17 protein-coding genes, 1 other RNA gene and 1 pseudogene are annotated in these 16,226 nt (G+C 53.2%); 12 read left to right on the top strand and 7 right to left on the bottom strand.

Annotated features, from left to right (window positions below; all coding sequences use genetic code 11):
• Positions 1-256: 256 nt before the first annotated feature.
• The gene (nadB, locus tag F7Q90_RS16610) at positions 257-1,918 is read left to right on the top strand and encodes an L-aspartate oxidase (protein ID WP_044242383.1); all 1,662 of its coding nucleotides are present in this window, start codon (positions 257-259) and stop codon (positions 1,916-1,918) included.
• Here nadB and trmN read toward each other — a convergent pair.
• On the bottom strand, positions 1,903-2,652 hold the full coding sequence (gene trmN, locus F7Q90_RS16615; protein ID WP_006120505.1) for a tRNA(1)(Val) (adenine(37)-N(6))-methyltransferase TrmN: 750 nt from the start codon (positions 2,650-2,652) through the stop codon (positions 1,903-1,905). The genes nadB and trmN overlap by 16 nt on opposite strands.
• Before the next feature lie 167 nt (positions 2,653-2,819).
• Between trmN and srmB the strand changes: the two genes are divergently transcribed.
• Positions 2,820-4,148 (top strand): ATP-dependent RNA helicase SrmB, encoded by a 1,329-nt coding sequence (gene srmB / locus F7Q90_RS16620; protein ID WP_006120503.1) that lies wholly within the window; start codon positions 2,820-2,822, stop codon positions 4,146-4,148.
• A 208-nt stretch (positions 4,149-4,356) separates the two neighbouring features.
• Here the strand turns inward: srmB and grcA are convergent, their stop codons facing one another.
• Positions 4,357-4,740: an autonomous glycyl radical cofactor GrcA gene (gene grcA / locus F7Q90_RS16625; RefSeq protein WP_006120502.1), complete on the bottom strand. Its 384-nt coding sequence runs from the start codon at positions 4,738-4,740 to the stop codon at positions 4,357-4,359.
• 257 nt (positions 4,741-4,997) lie between these two features.
• On the opposite strand from grcA, the gene ung reads away from it, so the two are divergent.
• On the top strand, positions 4,998-5,687 hold the full coding sequence (gene ung, locus F7Q90_RS16630) for a uracil-DNA glycosylase (protein WP_006120500.1): 690 nt from the start codon (positions 4,998-5,000) through the stop codon (positions 5,685-5,687).
• A 47-nt stretch (positions 5,688-5,734) separates the two neighbouring features.
• On the opposite strand, the gene grpE is transcribed toward ung, so the two are convergent.
• Positions 5,735-6,316: a nucleotide exchange factor GrpE gene (gene grpE / locus F7Q90_RS16635; RefSeq protein WP_006120499.1), complete on the bottom strand. Its 582-nt coding sequence runs from the start codon at positions 6,314-6,316 to the stop codon at positions 5,735-5,737.
• Between the two features lie 122 nt (positions 6,317-6,438).
• Here grpE and nadK point away from each other — a divergent pair, with 122 nt between their 5' ends.
• From nadK to bamE, 3 genes are all read left to right on the top strand, one after another.
• On the top strand, positions 6,439-7,317 hold the full coding sequence (gene nadK / locus F7Q90_RS16640) for an NAD(+) kinase (RefSeq protein ID WP_006120497.1): 879 nt from the start codon (positions 6,439-6,441) through the stop codon (positions 7,315-7,317).
• Positions 7,318-7,401: 84 nt separating this feature from the next.
• Entirely contained in the window at positions 7,402-9,063 is a 1,662-nt protein-coding gene (gene recN, locus F7Q90_RS16645; RefSeq protein ID WP_006120496.1) for a DNA repair protein RecN, read from the top strand.
• Between the two features lie 186 nt (positions 9,064-9,249).
• Positions 9,250-9,597: an outer membrane protein assembly factor BamE gene (bamE, locus tag F7Q90_RS16650; RefSeq protein WP_006120494.1), complete on the top strand. Its 348-nt coding sequence runs from the start codon at positions 9,250-9,252 to the stop codon at positions 9,595-9,597.
• 97 nt (positions 9,598-9,694) lie between these two features.
• Here bamE and F7Q90_RS16655 read toward each other — a convergent pair whose 3' ends face one another.
• Complete coding sequence (locus F7Q90_RS16655; protein WP_006120493.1) at positions 9,695-9,988, bottom strand: RnfH family protein; 294 nt, start codon at positions 9,986-9,988, stop codon at positions 9,695-9,697.
• On the bottom strand, positions 9,981-10,415 hold the full coding sequence (locus tag F7Q90_RS16660; RefSeq protein WP_006120491.1) for a type II toxin-antitoxin system RatA family toxin: 435 nt from the start codon (positions 10,413-10,415) through the stop codon (positions 9,981-9,983). The genes F7Q90_RS16655 and F7Q90_RS16660 overlap by 8 nt, the downstream gene beginning before the upstream one ends.
• Before the next feature lie 158 nt (positions 10,416-10,573).
• Between F7Q90_RS16660 and smpB the strand changes: the two genes are divergently transcribed.
• From smpB to eitC, 6 genes and pseudogenes are all read left to right on the top strand, one after another.
• A complete protein-coding gene (gene smpB, locus F7Q90_RS16665; RefSeq protein ID WP_006120489.1) occupies positions 10,574-11,056 on the top strand; it encodes an SsrA-binding protein SmpB in 483 nt (160 codons plus the stop codon).
• Positions 11,057-11,099: 43 nt separating this feature from the next.
• Positions 11,100-11,462, top strand: a transfer-messenger RNA (tmRNA) gene (ssrA, locus tag F7Q90_RS16670).
• Between the two features lie 175 nt (positions 11,463-11,637).
• Positions 11,638-12,519 (top strand): annotated as a pseudogene (locus tag F7Q90_RS16675) (integrase arm-type DNA-binding domain-containing protein); the annotation flags it as partial.
• A 337-nt stretch (positions 12,520-12,856) separates the two neighbouring features.
• Positions 12,857-13,855: a siderophore ABC transporter substrate-binding protein EitA gene (gene eitA, locus F7Q90_RS16680; protein WP_006120487.1), complete on the top strand. Its 999-nt coding sequence runs from the start codon at positions 12,857-12,859 to the stop codon at positions 13,853-13,855.
• Entirely contained in the window at positions 13,855-14,889 is a 1,035-nt protein-coding gene (locus F7Q90_RS16685; RefSeq protein ID WP_006120486.1) for a FecCD family ABC transporter permease, read from the top strand. Before eitA ends, F7Q90_RS16685 begins: the two co-directional genes overlap by 1 nt.
• Positions 14,889-15,650 carry a siderophore ABC transporter ATP-binding protein EitC gene (gene eitC / locus F7Q90_RS16690; RefSeq protein ID WP_006120484.1) on the top strand — a complete coding sequence of 254 codons (762 nt, stop codon included), beginning with the start codon at positions 14,889-14,891 and terminating at the stop codon, positions 15,648-15,650. The genes F7Q90_RS16685 and eitC overlap by 1 nt, the downstream gene beginning before the upstream one ends.
• Positions 15,651-15,823: 173 nt before the next feature.
• On the opposite strand, the gene F7Q90_RS16695 is transcribed toward eitC, so the two are convergent.
• Both F7Q90_RS16695 and F7Q90_RS16700 read right to left on the bottom strand, forming a co-directional pair.
• Positions 15,824-16,078 carry a FaeA/PapI family transcriptional regulator gene (locus F7Q90_RS16695; protein ID WP_006120482.1) on the bottom strand — a complete coding sequence of 85 codons (255 nt, stop codon included), beginning with the start codon at positions 16,076-16,078 and terminating at the stop codon, positions 15,824-15,826.
• 51 nt (positions 16,079-16,129) lie between these two features.
• The coding region (locus tag F7Q90_RS16700) for a transposase domain-containing protein (protein ID WP_151160719.1) at positions 16,130-16,226 on the bottom strand (97 nt) is incomplete at its 5' end.

Consider the following 16,226-nt stretch of genomic DNA (forward strand, 5'->3'; position numbering starts at 1 on the left):
TTTTCGGCCGCTTTGCTGCAGGATTACACAGTTTGTTGATTTTCGTTCAATGTAACACGCGCAAATCGCAGGCAGAGTAACCTATGACAGCCGCTTTTTCATCTTTAAATCCTTGTATTCGATTAAGTTTGGTATGAAAAACGGATTTTAAATGGTTAAACAACTAACCATTTGATATATCTGATAAATTAGATTCAGTCCGCTATTACGCCTGCTTGCGTGTTCAAAATACTTCACAAAAAACCATCAAAGGCTTATGCTCGGGTCATTCTTGTTTAGTAAATTAAACGCTATGACAACATTCTCCCCCTCAGATTATCAGTGTGATGTGCTTATTGTGGGCAGCGGTGCGGCGGGACTGTCACTGGCGTTGCGGCTGGCCTCGCATTACCGGGTCACTGTGCTCAGTAAAGCTCAGGTTAATGAAGGCTCAACGCTGTATGCGCAGGGCGGCATTGCGGCAGTGTTTGATGAAACTGACAGCGTGGATTCTCACGTTGAAGACACGCTGATTGCCGGGGCGGGCTTGTGCGATCGTGAGGCTGTTTCATTTGTCGCCAGCAATGCGCGGCACTGCGTGCAGTGGCTGATCGATCATGGCGTGGCGTTTGATACCGATCCTCAGGCCGGCGGTGAAATGCGTTACCACCTGACGCGAGAAGGCGGCCACAGCCATCGCCGTATTCTGCACAGCGCCGACGCCACCGGCCGGGAAGTGGAAACCACGCTGGTCGGCCAGGCGTTGCGTCATCCGAATATCCGCATCCTGGAACGCACTAACGCGGTGGATCTGATCCTGTCAGACAAACTGGGCTTACCGGGCCCCCGCCGGATAATGGGGGCCTGGATCTGGAACCGCAATCGCGAACGGGTCGAAACCTGCCAGGCGCGCGCCGTCGTGCTGGCCACGGGCGGCGCGGCCAAAGTTTATCAGTACACCACGAATCCCGATGTCGCCTCTGGTGACGGCATTGCGATGGCCTGGCGAGCAGGATGCCGGGTCGCTAACCTGGAATTTAACCAGTTTCACCCTACCTGTCTGTTTCATCCGCAGGCGCAAAACTTTCTGCTGACGGAAGCCCTGCGCGGCGAAGGCGCCTGGCTGGTGCGGCCCGATGGTTCGCGGTTTATGCCTGACTTCGACGAACGCGCGGAGCTGGCCCCGCGCGATATCGTCGCCCGCGCCATCGATCATGAAATGAAACGGCTGGGCGTAGACTGCATGTATCTGGATATCAGCCACCAGCCGCCGGCCTTCATCCGTTCCCACTTCCCGATGATTTACGAAAAACTGCTGACCTTTGGCTTTGATCTGACAAAGGACAGAATCCCTGTGGTGCCCGCTGCGCATTACACCTGTGGTGGCGTGGTCGTCGATCGGCATGGCCGCACCGACATCGATTGTTTATATGCAATCGGTGAAGTCAGTTATACCGGGCTGCACGGTGCCAACCGCCTCGCCTCAAATTCTGTTCTGGAGTGTCTGGTATATGGCTGGTCTGCCGCGGAGGATCTGATGCGGATCTTACCTGAAACGGAGACCGTAGATCGTTTACCGGCCTGGGATGAAAGCCAGGTGGATGATGCCGATGAGCGCGTGGTCATTCAGCATAACTGGCATGAGCTACGACTGTTTATGTGGGATTATGTCGGCATTGTCCGTACCACTAAGCGGCTGGAACGCGCGTTGCGCCGCATCAGCCTGCTTCAACAGGAAATCGACGAGTACTATCGCCACTTCCGGCTGTCAAACAACCTGCTGGAACTGCGCAACCTGGTACAGGTGGCAGAGCTGATGGTGCGTTGTGCGCTGCAACGCAAAGAGAGCCGCGGGCTGCATTTTATTCGCGACTATCCCGATACGCTGGCGGAAGCGCAACCGACCGTCCTGCAGCCCGGCGATCACATAAACAAATAGAAGTCACGCGTCAGGCTTTGCCAGGCGTCAGAATACTGCCGGTCGGCATCGCGGATAGCCAGGCGTTCAAACAGGGTTTCACCCGGACTGGGTGAAAACCCCAGCAATACACGATGCGGCGGACGGTGAGCATATTCCGCCACATCGAAGCGAAAGCGCAGATGCCAGCCCTCCAATTGTGCCTGCGCAATCACCTCCTGCCCTGTCGTCTCAGGCAGTATCACACAAAAGAAGCCCTCTTCTTCTATGAGCAACGCTGCGCAACGTAATAAGGTCTGATGGTTTAATGTACCGGTCGCGCGTGCGCTGTCGCGTGCCGACGTTGAGCAGGCCACGCCAGGTGCAAAGTAAGGCGGATTACTGACGATCAGTGAATAGCGCGTATTGCTGTTTTCCGCCCACTGCGCAATATCCTGTTGATGAACATGAATACGCGCAGCCCAGGGTGACTGACAGTCATTCTCGCTGGCCTGTTGCGCAGCGTCGGCATCGAGCTCCACCGCATCGATGACCACATCAGAATGCGTTCGCTGGGCCAGCATCAGCGCAATCAGGCCCGAACCGGTACCGATATCAAGGATGCGCTTTACCCCGGCGACCGGTGCCCACGCGCCCAGCAGAATGCCATCAGTACCGACCTTCATTGCACAGCGGTCGTGTGCGACAAAAAACTGCTTGAAGGTAAACCCGTTCTTTTTTAACTGCGGCCGCGCCTGCGGCTTGTCCTGCATCATACTCAGCGACCATTCACCTGTTTTTCTGCCGTATAGCTGGCGCCAAGTGTAACGTGCCAGGTTGGGGAATTCACACCGTTGACGTAATCTGACGCAGTCAATACCGATAAACAGATGAAGATTATGTCCGATCTGTCTATAATCAGCGCCCCAAACTGAGGTAGAACATGACCGTAACCACATTTTCCGAACTTGAACTCGACGAAAGCCTGCTTGAAGCGCTGGAGGAGAAAGGCTATACGCGCCCGACAGCAATTCAGGCTGCTGCCATTCCCCCCGCGCTGGAGGGCCGCGACGTTCTGGGTTCGGCACCTACCGGGACCGGGAAAACCGCCGCGTATTTATTACCGGCGTTGCAGCACCTGCTCGATTTTCCACGCAAGAAGTCTGGCCCGCCACGTATTTTAATTTTAACGCCCACCCGTGAACTGGCGATGCAGGTTGCCGACCAGGCGCGGGAACTGGCGAAACATACGCATCTGGATATCGCCACTATCACCGGCGGCGTGGCCTTTATGAACCACGCCGAAGTGTTCAGCGAAAATCAGGACGTTGTGGTTGCCACCACCGGCCGTCTGCTGCAGTACATCAAAGAAGAAAACTTTGACTGCCGCGCAGTGGAAACGCTGATCCTGGATGAAGCAGACCGCATGCTGGACATGGGATTTGCCCAGGATATCGAAACCATCGCGGGTGAAACGCGCTGGCGTAAACAGACAATGCTGTTCTCCGCTACGCTGGAAGGCGAGCATATTAAAGATTTTGCCGAGCGCCTGCTGAACGAACCGGTTGAACTGGAAGCCGATCCCAGCCGTCGCGAGCGTAAGAAAATTCAGCAGTGGTATCACCGCGCCGACGATCTTGAGCACAAAACCAAACTGCTGGTTCACCTGTTAAAGCAGCCGGAAGTGACCCGATCCATTGTGTTTGTGCGTAAACGTGAACGCCTGCATGAACTGGTCAGCTGGCTGCATGATGCCGGAATCCGCACCAGCTACCTGGAAGGGGAAATGGTCCAGGCTAAACGCAATGAGGCGATTAAACGTCTGGTGGAAGGTCGGGTAAACGTGCTGGTCGCCACCGATATCGCCGCACGCGGGATTGACGTGGAGGATGTGAGCCACGTGATTAACTTCGATATGCCACGCACGGCGGATACCTATCTGCACCGCATCGGCCGTACGGGCCGTGCCGGTCGTAAAGGCATCGCCATTTCGCTGGTCGAAGCCCATGACCATCTGCTGCTGGGTAAAGTCAGCCGCTACGTTGACGAGCCGATTAAAGCACGGGTGATTGACGAGCTGCGTCCGGTCACGCGTGCGCCTTCGCCAAAAACCACCGGAAAACCGTCGAAAAAGGCGCTTGCGAAGCGTGCAGAGCGAAAAGCCAAAGAAGAAGAGAAACCGCGGGTGAAAAAACGCCATAGCGATCTTAAAAATGTCGGTAAACGCCGCAAGCCAAGTGGCAGCTCATCCGGCAGTGAGAATGCGGAATAAAACAGCACGCTTCTAAAAAAAGCGCCTCCTGAGAGGCGATTTTTCATTGTTCAGGTGGGTAAAGCCCGGTTTCGTCTCCATTCAGCATCAAACATCATAAAGCCGCCCGGCTGGATATTTCACCCGACGACAGTCATGTTCTATCTGTCTGTTAACGCGTAGAAATTTGTCCTTCTGGCGCTGCGTTTTATTTCAGCACACAGGCAGTTTATAAACTTTCCGTAAAGGTTCGGGCAATGACGTCACGCTGTTGTTCAGGCGTCAGCGAATTAAAGCGCACGGCATACCCGGAAACACGAATGGTCAGCTGCGGATACTTCTCAGGATGTTTCACGGCGTCTTCCAGCGTTTCACGGCGCAGGACGTTAACGTTTAAGTGCTGCCCGCCTTCCACGCGCACCTGGGGTTTAATCTCGACCGGTACTTCACGGTAAGCCACGTCCCCTAACTCACCAATCGCGACAATCTGATCGTCCTGATAGCCTGCTACGGCACACAGACAGCGTGCCTGAGCGGTTTCTTCATCTAACAGCCAGAACGAATTCACTAAGGCCGGATTGTGTGACTGGGTAATTTGAATACCTGTGATCATCTCAGTTTCTCCTGCAAGGCATTGGCTGGACCAATACCGTCAATAAATCAATGATGAGCAACTGGTATATCACTCGCTCATGACGTTAGTTTTGACCTGAATCAAGTACAATCGGGCACTTTTTGTCCACATTGCTAAGCGATTGATTTTTAAAACGTAGCGGGACTACATTTTATTGAATTTTTAAAATAATTTTAGGCTTCATGTCTGGATACTGAACAGCTAAGCTTAGCGTTCAGAACACAAAGGAGTTGATTATGGCTGCAAAGCTGACCTGGCACGATGTGCTGGCTGAAGAGAAAGAGAAGCCCTATTTCATTGAAACCCTGAAACAGGTCGCCAACCAGCGGGCTGCAGGCGTGACCGTTTATCCGCCGCAAAAAGACGTCTTTAATGCCTTTCGCTTAACGGAGTTAGGCGATGTGAAAGTGGTGATTTTGGGTCAGGATCCTTACCACGGGCCGAATCAGGCACATGGTCTGGCTTTTTCTGTATTACCGGGCGTGCCCATTCCGCCTTCCCTTCAGAACATGTATAAAGAGCTGCAGCAGGATATTCCGGGCTTTGAGAAACCCAGTCATGGCTATCTGGCCAGTTGGGCAGAGCAAGGTGTGCTGTTGCTGAATACCGTGTTAACGGTGGAAGCGGGCAAAGCGCATTCTCATGCCCGGCTGGGCTGGGAAACCTTTACCGACAGGGTGATTGACGCGATTAACGCGCAGCGTGAAGGGGTAATCTTTTTACTGTGGGGTTCGCATGCGCAGAAGAAAGGCAGCATCATTGATCGCCAGCGCCATCATGTGTTGCAGGCACCGCATCCTTCTCCCCTTTCGGCACACCGCGGCTTTTTTGGCTGCCAGCATTTCTCAAAAACTAACGCCCTGTTAAAAGAAAGCGGCAGAGATCCTGTTGACTGGACACCGGTTTTACCTGAACCGGCAGCCTGAACACAACGGCCGCGTCAGTGCGCGGCCGTTGTGAGATGAGGCTACAATCAGGCTTTCGCCTTGGCCACTGCAACCATGGCCGGACGCAGTAGACGCCCATTCAGGGTATAACCGCGTTGCATCACCATCATCACGTGGTTAGGCTCGACCTCGTCAGATTCCATCATCGACATCGCCTGATGAACTTCAGGGTTGAACGGCACGCCGGTTTCACCGACCACTTCAACACCGAATTTACGCACTGCGCCCAGCAGCGATTTCAGCGTCAGCTCAATGCCTTCCACCATCGAAGCGGATTTCTCATCTTCTTTGTTCGCCAGCTCCAGCGCACGCTCCAGGCTGTCAATCACCGGAAGCAGCTCGTTGGCAAACTTCTCCAGCGCAAATTTGTGCGCTTTTTCAATGTCCATCTCGGTACGACGACGCACATTTTCAATTTCTGCCTGTGCACGCAGCTGCGCGTCACGCACGCCGTTCTGCAACTGCGCTAACTCAGCTTCGAGCTGAGCGATGCGCTCATCACGCGGATCCACCTCACCTGCTGTCTCCGCGTCCTGAGGTTGCTGTTGTTCCTGTTGAATTTCGTCTGAGACTTGCTCGTTTGGGGTGTTCTGTTCTTTACTACTCATGAATTTCTCCGCGTTTTGCACATTCACTTCGCTGGTTGGCTTATTATGGGGATTGGTTTGGCGGTTTCAAGGGAACACGTCACATCATCGTGCCGATTTGGCTTATGAGGAAGACCCACTCGATGAACAAACACTTTAACTGCATTGGAATTGTGGGCCATCCACGCCACCCCACCGCGCTCACCACGCATGAAATGCTGTGCCGCTGGCTGACCGGTAAGGGCTACCGTGTCATTGTCGAACAGCAGATTGCGCAGGAACTCTCACTGGACGATGTCCAGACTGGCACGCTGGCAGAAATCGGCCAGCAGGCGGATTTAGCCGTCGTGGTCGGCGGTGACGGTAATATGCTAGGCGCAGCCAGAGTACTGGCGCGGTATGACATAAAAGTGATTGGCATCAACCGCGGCAATCTGGGATTTCTGACGGATCTGGATCCGGATAACGCGCACCATCAGCTTGATGACGTGCTGAACGGCAATTATTTTGTGGAAAGCCGCTTTCTGCTGGAAGCGCAGGTCTGCAAAACCGACTGTTCACCCCGCATCGGCAGCGCAATTAATGAAGTGGTACTCCATCCGGGCAAAGTCGCCCACATGATCGAGTTTGAAGTGTACATTGATGAGGTGTTTGCCTTTTCACAGCGCTCAGACGGCCTGATCATTTCTACGCCGACCGGATCTACGGCCTATTCCCTGTCCGCAGGGGGCCCGATCTTAACGCCGTCGCTGGACGCGATAACGATTGTGCCCATGTTTCCGCACACCTTATCGGCCCGGCCTCTGGTGATTAACAGCAGCAGCACCATTCGCCTGCGCTTTTCGGCCCGCCGCAACGACCTGGAAATCAGCTGCGACAGCCAGATTGCGCTGCCTATTCAGGAAGGGGAAGATGTGCTGGTCCGCCGCAGCGAAAACCATCTCAATCTTATCCATCCCAAAAACTACAGCTATTTCAACACGCTGAGTTCCAAACTGGGCTGGTCAAAAAAATTGTTCTGAAAGTGAGCGCACCCTCTTTACTGGATAAAAAACCAGTTTATACTGTATGAAAAACCATATGTATTTATTCATACAGGTGACGCTATGCTGGCACAACTGACCATCAGCAATTTCGCTATCGTTCGTGAGCTCGACATTGATTTTCAACGTGGCATGACGGCCATTACCGGTGAAACCGGTGCCGGTAAATCTATTGCTATCGATGCGCTCGGATTGTGCCTCGGCGGTCGCGCGGATGCCGATATGGTGCGTCAGGGTGCCAACCGCGCAGATTTATGCGCGCGCTTTCAAATCAAAGCCTCGCCTTCCGCTCAGCGCTGGCTCAGCGACAACCAACTGGATGATGGCAATGAGTGCCTGTTGCGCCGCGTGATCAGTGCCGATGGCCGCTCACGCGGTTTTATTAACGGCACGGCGGTTCCGCTTTCACAGCTTCGCGATTTAGGCCAGTTGCTGATTCAGATTCATGGACAGCACGCGCACCAGTTGCTGCTCAAGCCCGACCATCAAAAACACCTGCTGGATGCCTATGCCGGGCATGACGCGCTGCTGGTTGAGATGCGTGCGGCGTATCAGACCTGGCATCAGAGCTGCCGTACCCTGGCGCAGCATCAGCAGCAGGCGCAGGAACGTGAATCCCGTCGCGAATTACTGCAGTACCAGCTCAAAGAACTGAACGAGTTTGCCCCGCAGGCAGGTGAGTTCGAGCAGATCGACGAAGAGTACAAACGCCTGGCCAACAACGGACAGCTGCTTTCAACCAGCCAGCAGGCACTTCAGCTTCTGGCGGACAGCGATGACACCAACCTCAACAGTATGCTGTACAGCGCACGCCAGATGCTGTCAGAGCTTACCGCACTGGATGACAAGGTCAGCGGGGTTTATAACCTGCTGGAAGAAGCGGCCATTCAGTTGAGCGAAGCCAGCGACGAACTGCGTCACTACTGCGACAGCCTCGATCTGGATCCCAATCGCCTTTATGAACTGGAACAGCGTATCTCGCGGCAAATCGCGCTGGCGCGTAAGCACCATGTCACGCCGGAAGGCTTACCCGCTCTCCATCAGCAATTGCTGGATGAAGCAGAGTTGTTATCCCAGCAGGAAAGCGATCAGGAAAGTCTGCAAACGTTGGTCACCGAACATTATCAGGCGGCCTTACAGTGCGCGGAACGACTGCACGAACAACGTAGCCGCTTTGCGGATGAGCTTCAGCAGTTAATTACCCAGAGCATGCATTTGCTTTCGATGCCGCACGGCCGCTTTGCCATCGACCTGGTGTTTAATCCCGATCAGTTAACGGCGGATGGCGCAAGCCGCATTGATTTCCAGGTGACGACCAACCCCGGGCAGCCTTTACAGCCGTTGGGCAAAGTTGCTTCCGGCGGTGAGCTGTCACGAATTGCGCTGGCCATTCAGGTGATTACGGCCCGCAAGATGGAAACCCCGGCGATGATCTTTGACGAAGTTGACGTGGGCATCAGCGGCCCTACCGCCGCCGTCGTCGGCAAGATGTTGCGCCAGTTGGGCGAATCAACACAGGTGATGTGCGTTACGCATCTGCCGCAGGTCGCCGGTTGCGGACATCAGCACTTCTTTGTCAGCAAAGAGACTGACGGCGAAATGACGGAAACCCATATGCAGCCGCTGGACAAGCGCGCACGTTTGCAGGAACTGGCGCGTTTACTGGGCGGCAGCGAGGTCACCCGCAACACGCTGGCTAATGCTAAAGAACTTTTAGCCGCCTGATATGCACTTTTTTAACACAGCGTGGTCATATGCATGCTCTGTAGAGGTTTCCAATAGCGAAAAGGTTTATTATCATCGACAGCTATTGTCGCCTGAATAATAAAGCCTGCCGCAGGCAGAGTTCAGAATTTGATGGCAGAAGAACAGCCTGTAAAAGGCGTTTGGCCCCAGAAAAGGAATGTATAGATGCGCTGTAAAACGCTGACTGCCGCGGCAGTGGTAATGTTGATGATGACCGCCGGATGCTCCACTTTAGAGCGCGTGGTTTATCGTCCCGATATCAATCAGGGAAACTATCTGGTTGCCAATGATGTTGCCAAGATTCATACCGGCATGACTCAGCAGCAGGTGGCCTATACACTGGGTACGCCGATGATGAAAGATCCGTTTGGTAGCAATGTCTGGTACTACGTATTCCGTCAGGAACCTGGCAATGAGAAGGTCAAACAGCAGACACTGACGTTGACCTTCGACCGCAACGGTGTGCTGACCAACATCGACAATAAACCTGCCCTGTCCTCGCAAGAAGGCTAACGGTTGATTCTGACCGTCGCCATCGCGGCGGTGATTAACCCGCAGAAAGCAAAAAGGCGCTCATCAGCGCCTTTTTCATGTTCTTCGATCTGACCGGTTATTTCTTGCTGCTGGCCGCGCGTTCTGCGCGTTGACGACGCAGTTCTTTCGGGTCGGCAATCAGCGGACGGTAGATCTCAACCCGATCGCCTTCCTGCACGATATCCGTCAGTTTCACCGGGTGGCTGTAAATGCCCACTTTATTGCTGGCAAGGTCGATATCAGGCCGCAGCTCAAGCAAACCTGATTTTTTGATGGCCTGCTCGACCGTACTGCCCTCTTCCAGCTTTACGTACTGCTGATACTGTTTTTCAGGCAGGGCGTACACCACCTCAACCGAGATATCAGGCACTGTAAACCTCTTTGGCGCGTTGCGTGAACGCCTGCACCATGCTGTTGGCCAGTTCTTTGAAGATGCGACCGAATGCCATTTCAACCAGCATATTGGTGAACTCAAACTCCAGGCTTAGTTCGACCTTACAGGCATCATCGCCGAGATCGATAAAGCGCCATCCGCCGGTCAGCTTGCGGAACGGGCCGTCGACCAGCTGCATATGAATGCTCTGGTTGTCGGTCAGCGTATTACGGGTAGTAAAGGTTTTACTGATGCCCGCTTTAGACACGTCGACTGACGCCGTCATCTGATTTTCAGAGGCATCCAGCACGCGGCTACCGGTGCAGCCCGGCAGAAACTGCGGATAGGCATCGACATCGTTTACGAGTTGGTACATTTGTCCGGCGCTAAAGGGGACCAGCGCCGAACGACTAATCTGAGCCATAATGGTTCCTGTTCGTCACAAAACCGCTAAATAATAGCATTTTCAGCGATTAAACAAAAATTCCTCATTGTCATGGTGTGCTAGAATACCCTGTTTCCTGCTGCCCCGCTGGACTGGGGATGCGATAACCGACCAAGTGATGTAAAATACGCGGCATTATGACAAAGAAAAAAGCACACAAACCCGGTTCTGCCACCATTGCCATGAACAAGCGCGCCCGCCACGAATACTTCATTGAAGAAGAGTTCGAAGCCGGTTTGTCGCTACAGGGATGGGAAGTTAAATCACTCCGTGCAGGTAAAGCGAACATCAGCGACAGCTACATTTTGCTGCGCGATGGCGAAGCCTATCTGTTCGGCTCAACCTTCCAGCCGCTCGCCGTGGCTTCAACGCACGTAGTCTGCGATCCTACCCGCAGCCGTAAACTGCTGTTGAAAAAGCGTGAGCTGGATTCACTGTATGGCCGCGTTAATCGCGAGGGCTATACCGTTGTTGCGCTGTCGCTCTACTGGAAAAACGTCTGGTGTAAGTTAAAAATCGGCGTGGCTCGCGGTAAGAAAGAACACGACAAGCGTAACGACATCAAAGATCGTGAATGGCAAATGGACAAAGCGCGTATTATGAAGAATGCCAATCGTTAAATACTGGAATTCGATACGCTTTTTTGCTAGTATTTGAAGTTCTGGGGCTGATTCTGGATTCGACGGGATTGTGAAGCCTTAGGAGCATGCCGAGGGGCGGTTGGCCTCGTAAAAAGCCGCAAAAAAATAGTCGCAAACGACGAAAACTACGCTTTAGCAGCTTAATAACCTGCTGAGAGCCCTCTCTCCCTAGCCTCCACTCTTAGGACGGGGATCAAGAGAGGTCAAACCCAAAAGAGATCGCGTGGATGCCCTGCCTGGGGTTGAAGCGTTAAACTTAATCAGGCTAGTCTGTCAGTGGCGTGTCCGTCCGCAGCTGACCGGCGAATGTAAAGACTGGACTAAGCATGTAGTGCCGACGGTGTAGTAATTTCGGACGCGGGTTCAACTCCCGCCAGCTCCACCAAAATTCTTTCGCGGCGATACCAGAATCGTCCGCTGAAGTCCTGAAAGCCCGCACGGCACAAGCCCTGCGGGCTTTTTTGTGTCCTACGCGATTTCTTAAGAGTTGCTAGAGTCTACGCCTTATGACACCCTCCTTTAGGCCCACCAGTGTGGGTCCAAAATCAGAGGGTCCAAAAATGCCTAAGGTCGTCACAAAGCTGAATGATACCCAAATCAGGAACACCAAGCCCGGCGAGAAGGAAGTGAGTCTCTTCGACGGCGAAGGCTTGTTTGTGCGAATCTCACCATCAGCAAAGGGTGGTAAGAAAAACTGGTATTTTAGATACACGGTTCCGACGACCCGAAAACGCACAAAAATGAGCCTTGGTACTTACCCTCACCTCACCCTAGCTCAGGCTCGCTCTCTAAGAGACCAGTACCTCGCACTTCTTGCCCAGCAGATTGACCCACAACAGCATAATGCTGAGAAGGCGAATGCCTTAAAAGTGGCTACTGAACACACATTGCAGGTGGTTGCAAAAAAATGGTTGGATGAGAAGAAAAGAACTTCAGGGATCACGAATGACCACGCAGAGGATATCTGGCGTAGCCTTGAACGAAACGTCTTTCCTGGATTAGGTAATGTTCCGATCAAGGAAATTCGTCCCAAACTCTTAAAGCAGCACTTAGACCCAATTGAGCAGCGTGGAATTCTTGAAACGCTAAGGCGTGTGATTTCCCGATTAAATGAAATTTTCCGCTGGGCGGCTACTGAGGAACTGATTGAGTTTAATCCTGCTGATAACCTCGCACAGCGCTTCACTAAGCCTAAAAAGCAGAATATGCCTGCATTACCCCCGTCTGAGTTACCCCGTTTTCTGGCAACGCTGGCCAATGCTTCAGTGCGTATGGAGACAAGGCTGCTGATTGAGTGGCAATTGTTAACATGGGTTCGTCCGGGCGAAGCCGTTCGAGCAAGGTGGGCAGACATCGATACAGACAACAGGCTATGGACCATTCCTGCTGACTTCATGAAAATGAAAAAAACTCATAAGGTTCCTTTGAGCAAAGAGGGGCTTTGTTGAATAATAGGTAATCATTCTGTTTTGTCTGCACTGTTTTGGTAGAAAACGCTGATGCCAGACAGAACACCGTCATACGCAAGCATGTAACGCATTGATTTTATGTTATCTGAAACAACCGTTTTCATAGTACCACAGCATAAAATCCATTTATTCAACAAAGCCTTGCTGCGCTGATATTTCTTTCCCGGCTAATAACTGAAGTAAATTTTATGCGTTTTTGTTAAATATCAACTCATATAATAATGATTTCTATTTACATTTTTTGTCTGATAAAATTCGCCGCGCCAGAATCGTTACGGCATGCCGTCTCATTTAATGATGGAAAACACCAATGAAAAAAATGCTTAGCCTGTTAAGTTTTATTTTCCTCACGACGAGTTCCGCCTGGGCCACCACCTATCCGCTGACCATCGAAAACTGTGGTCAGAAGGAAACCTTTACTAAAGCGCCAGCGCGCGTCGTAGCGCTTGGGCAAAATACGGCGGAAATCATGCTGCTGCTGGGGCTGCAGGATAAAATGGTGGCGAGCGCATTCTGGCCGACCAAAGTGTTACCTGAGCTTGCTGAAAAGAATGCGAAAGTGCCGGTACTGACGGTGGAAATCCCTACGCTGGAATCCATCCTGGCGAAAAACCCCGATTTTGTGGCTGCCCAGATTCAGCTACTGATGGGGCCGAGCAGTAAAGTTGCCAAACGCGAAGACTTTGAGTCCGTTGGCATAAACACCTACCTGTCACCAGGCATGTGTGCCACGAAGCAGAATACCGGCGATATTTATGGCAGCCGTTCGACGCTGTGGAATATGGCCTATGTTTACGAAGAAATCGCCGATTTTGCCAAAATCTTTAACGTTGAAGATCGCGGACAGCAGGTGATCAACGACTTTAAAAAGCGTGAAAGCGCCCTGAGAAAAGCCTTTCCTAAAGGCAAGAAAGACCTGTCTTTCGTGTTTTGGTTCTCGAGCTCCTCACCCACCGCGGATGCCTACGTGGGCGGTAAAAATGGTGCCTCCGGCTTTATCGCCGATCTGCTGGGCGGCCATAATGCCATTACCACCGAAACCGAGTGGCCCACTGTCAGTTGGGAAAGTATCATTGCCGCCAATCCGGATGTCATCGTGGTCACCAGCCTTGATCGTAATCGCTGGAAGCTGGATAGCGCCGAAGAAAAGATTAAGTTCCTGAAAAGCGATCCGGCCGTGAGCCAGCTCGATGCCGTGAAGAAAGGCCATATTGTCGTGATGGACGGTCAGGCAATGAACCCGACGATTCGTACGATTTATGGTGCAGAACAGGTTGCAGAGCAGTTACGTAAGATGGGCCTGAATTAATGAGTGAAGGGGTTGTTCAGGCACGACGAGTGGGGTTTATCGCCATTGCGATCCTCGCCCTCGTCGTGCTGGTTGTGGTGATTGCACTGGGCGTCAGCGTAGGCGAGTTATCAATACCGCTAAAATCCGTCTTTTATACCGTCACCAATAAACTGGGAATGACGGCGGTGCCCGTTAACCGTATCCATGAAAGCGTGATCTGGGATTTCCGTTTAAGCCGGGCGCTGGTTGCCGCATTCAGTGGGGCAGGTCTGGCGATTTGCGGGGCGGTGTTACAGAGCCTGCTGAAGAATGCCCTGGCCGAACCCTACGTGTTAGGGGTTTCGGCTGGCGCATCAACCGGGGCGGTGTTGATTGTGGTCTCGGGCGTCGGCGCGGGTGCTATCTCCCTTTCGCTGGGTGCCTTTACCGGTGCCTTTGCGGCCTTTGCGTTTGTTGCCCTGCTGACCAATGGCGCACGTGGCGGTACGGAGCGCACGATTCTGGCGGGCGTTGCGGCATCGCAACTCTTTAATGCGATAACCGCTTACACCATCAGTACCTCGGCGAATGCGCAGCAGGCACGCGACGTCATGTTCTGGCTGCTGGGCAGCTTTAGCGGCGTACGCTGGCCGGAGTTTCAGTTAGTGGTCGTGGTCGTGCTGGTCGGTTTAGCGGTCTGTCTCTATTATGCGCGCGCGCTGGATGCCTTCACCTTTGGCGACGATACCGCTGCTTCGTTAGGTATTCCGGTTGGCGTGGTTCGTCTGGTGCTGTTCACGGCAACCGCCCTGATGACCGCCACGATTGTCAGCATGGCCGGCTCAATTGGCTTTGTCGGGCTGGTGGTGCCTCATGTGATGCGCTTCTTTTTCGGTCCTCTGCACAGCCGCCTGCTGGTGGCCTGTGCTATCGCGGGTGCGATTTTGATGGTGCTGGCGGACATTGCCTCTCGTATGCTGATTGCCCCCCAAAGCCTGCCGGTGGGCGTGGTTACCGCGCTGGTGGGTGTGCCATTCTTTGCCGTTATTATTTATCGCTCCAGGAATCAATAATGAGCATTAGCGCCGAACACCTTACCTGGCAGGTGGGGAAAAAAATCATCGTTAATGACGTTTCCCTGGCGGTATCGCCGGGCGAAACGGTGGGATTACTGGGGCCAAATGGCTCAGGCAAATCCTCCCTGCTTCGTCTTCTGGCTGGCCTGCGTAAGCAACAAAAGGGTAAAGTGCTGCTGGATGGCAAGGACCTGTCGTCCATTGCCCGCAAACAGCTTGCCCGCCGTGTCGCCTTCGTTGAACAACATGCGTTAACCAGTGCCAATATGCGTGTGCGCGATATCGTCAAACTGGGCCGCATTCCGCATCACTCGCCGTTTTCCAGTTGGACCCATCAGGACGACGACATCGTCGATGCCGCACTGAAACGTGTGGATATGGCCTCACGTTGCGATCAGGGCTGGCAGAGCCTGTCTGGCGGAGAACGGCAACGTGTGCATATCGCCCGGGCCCTTGCCCAGTCACCGAATGAAATACTGCTTGATGAGCCCACCAACCATCTGGATATTCACCACCAGATTCAGCTGATGAAGCTGATCAGCGAGCTACCGGTCACCAGCATTGTGGCAATTCACGATCTGAACCATGCCGCGCTGTTTTGCGATCGTCTTATCATTATGCTGCACGGGGGCGTGGTGGCGCAGGGCACGCCGGATGAGATTCTCACGGAGTCACTGCTGTGGGACGTGTTCAGGGTCAAAACACAGATCGAGACGTCCCCGGTACATGGTAAAAAACATATTCATTTCTATGTGTGAATCCCCGCGACGCGCCGTCAGGACGGCCGGTTACCGGCCATCAGTCTGACGCGCGCGCGGGCGCGTCCGTTGCCGAGTTATGACGGGCTTCTTTCCCTGCGGCACATCCCGCCTGTGCAGTCACGCACGGTTGCCGGTGAGCGTCAGGTCATCGGGAGCACGCACGGGAAACACTAAAGAATAAACCATTTACAGGATTTGGTTCCGGCCTCTCTTTTTAGCAGTCCACTGTTTTCCAGTTTTAACAGCCAGTTTCTTGCAGCGTAAATAGACATATCGCACTCATCGGCGACGTCCCGGGTTAATATGCCTTCCGACTGTTTTTTAATAAGACACATAATGACGTCTTTCATCTGTGGTTTTTTCTCAGTGTCCTGAAGCTGATTCCATTTCGCGTCACATTGAATTTTATAAGCAAGCTCTTTCATGGCCGTTTCCCCGTAAAGTGTGTAAGCGTCGCATTCAGACCGTATTGACGTTCAGGCAGAGGGAAGCTCGACCTTCCATGGCAGCAGATCGCGGACCCGGTTCACCGGCCAGTCCTGTATATGACCGATGACGTAACGCAACCACGTC

Source organism: Pantoea stewartii subsp. stewartii (assembly GCF_008801695.1).
Lineage (GTDB): Bacteria > Pseudomonadota > Gammaproteobacteria > Enterobacterales > Enterobacteriaceae > Pantoea > Pantoea stewartii.

Excerpts from the sequence above, each read along its gene's own strand:
- nadB (WP_044242383.1), top strand. The coding sequence starts at position 257 with ATGCTCGGGTCATTCTTGTTTAGTAAATTAAACGCTATGACAACATTC.
- trmN (WP_006120505.1), bottom strand. The coding sequence starts at position 2,652 with ATGATGCAGGACAAGCCGCAGGCGCGGCCGCAGTTAAAAAAGAACGGG.
- srmB (WP_006120503.1), top strand. The coding sequence starts at position 2,820 with ATGACCGTAACCACATTTTCCGAACTTGAACTCGACGAAAGCCTGCTT.
- grcA (WP_006120502.1), bottom strand. The coding sequence starts at position 4,740 with ATGATCACAGGTATTCAAATTACCCAGTCACACAATCCGGCCTTAGTG.
- ung (WP_006120500.1), top strand. The coding sequence starts at position 4,998 with ATGGCTGCAAAGCTGACCTGGCACGATGTGCTGGCTGAAGAGAAAGAG.
- grpE (WP_006120499.1), bottom strand. The coding sequence starts at position 6,316 with ATGAGTAGTAAAGAACAGAACACCCCAAACGAGCAAGTCTCAGACGAA.
- nadK (WP_006120497.1), top strand. The coding sequence starts at position 6,439 with ATGAACAAACACTTTAACTGCATTGGAATTGTGGGCCATCCACGCCAC.
- recN (WP_006120496.1), top strand. The coding sequence starts at position 7,402 with ATGCTGGCACAACTGACCATCAGCAATTTCGCTATCGTTCGTGAGCTC.
- bamE (WP_006120494.1), top strand. The coding sequence starts at position 9,250 with ATGCGCTGTAAAACGCTGACTGCCGCGGCAGTGGTAATGTTGATGATG.
- F7Q90_RS16660 (WP_006120491.1), bottom strand. The coding sequence starts at position 10,415 with ATGGCTCAGATTAGTCGTTCGGCGCTGGTCCCCTTTAGCGCCGGACAA.
- smpB (WP_006120489.1), top strand. The coding sequence starts at position 10,574 with ATGACAAAGAAAAAAGCACACAAACCCGGTTCTGCCACCATTGCCATG.
- eitA (WP_006120487.1), top strand. The coding sequence starts at position 12,857 with ATGAAAAAAATGCTTAGCCTGTTAAGTTTTATTTTCCTCACGACGAGT.
- F7Q90_RS16685 (WP_006120486.1), top strand. The coding sequence starts at position 13,855 with ATGAGTGAAGGGGTTGTTCAGGCACGACGAGTGGGGTTTATCGCCATT.
- eitC (WP_006120484.1), top strand. The coding sequence starts at position 14,889 with ATGAGCATTAGCGCCGAACACCTTACCTGGCAGGTGGGGAAAAAAATC.
- F7Q90_RS16695 (WP_006120482.1), bottom strand. The coding sequence starts at position 16,078 with ATGAAAGAGCTTGCTTATAAAATTCAATGTGACGCGAAATGGAATCAG.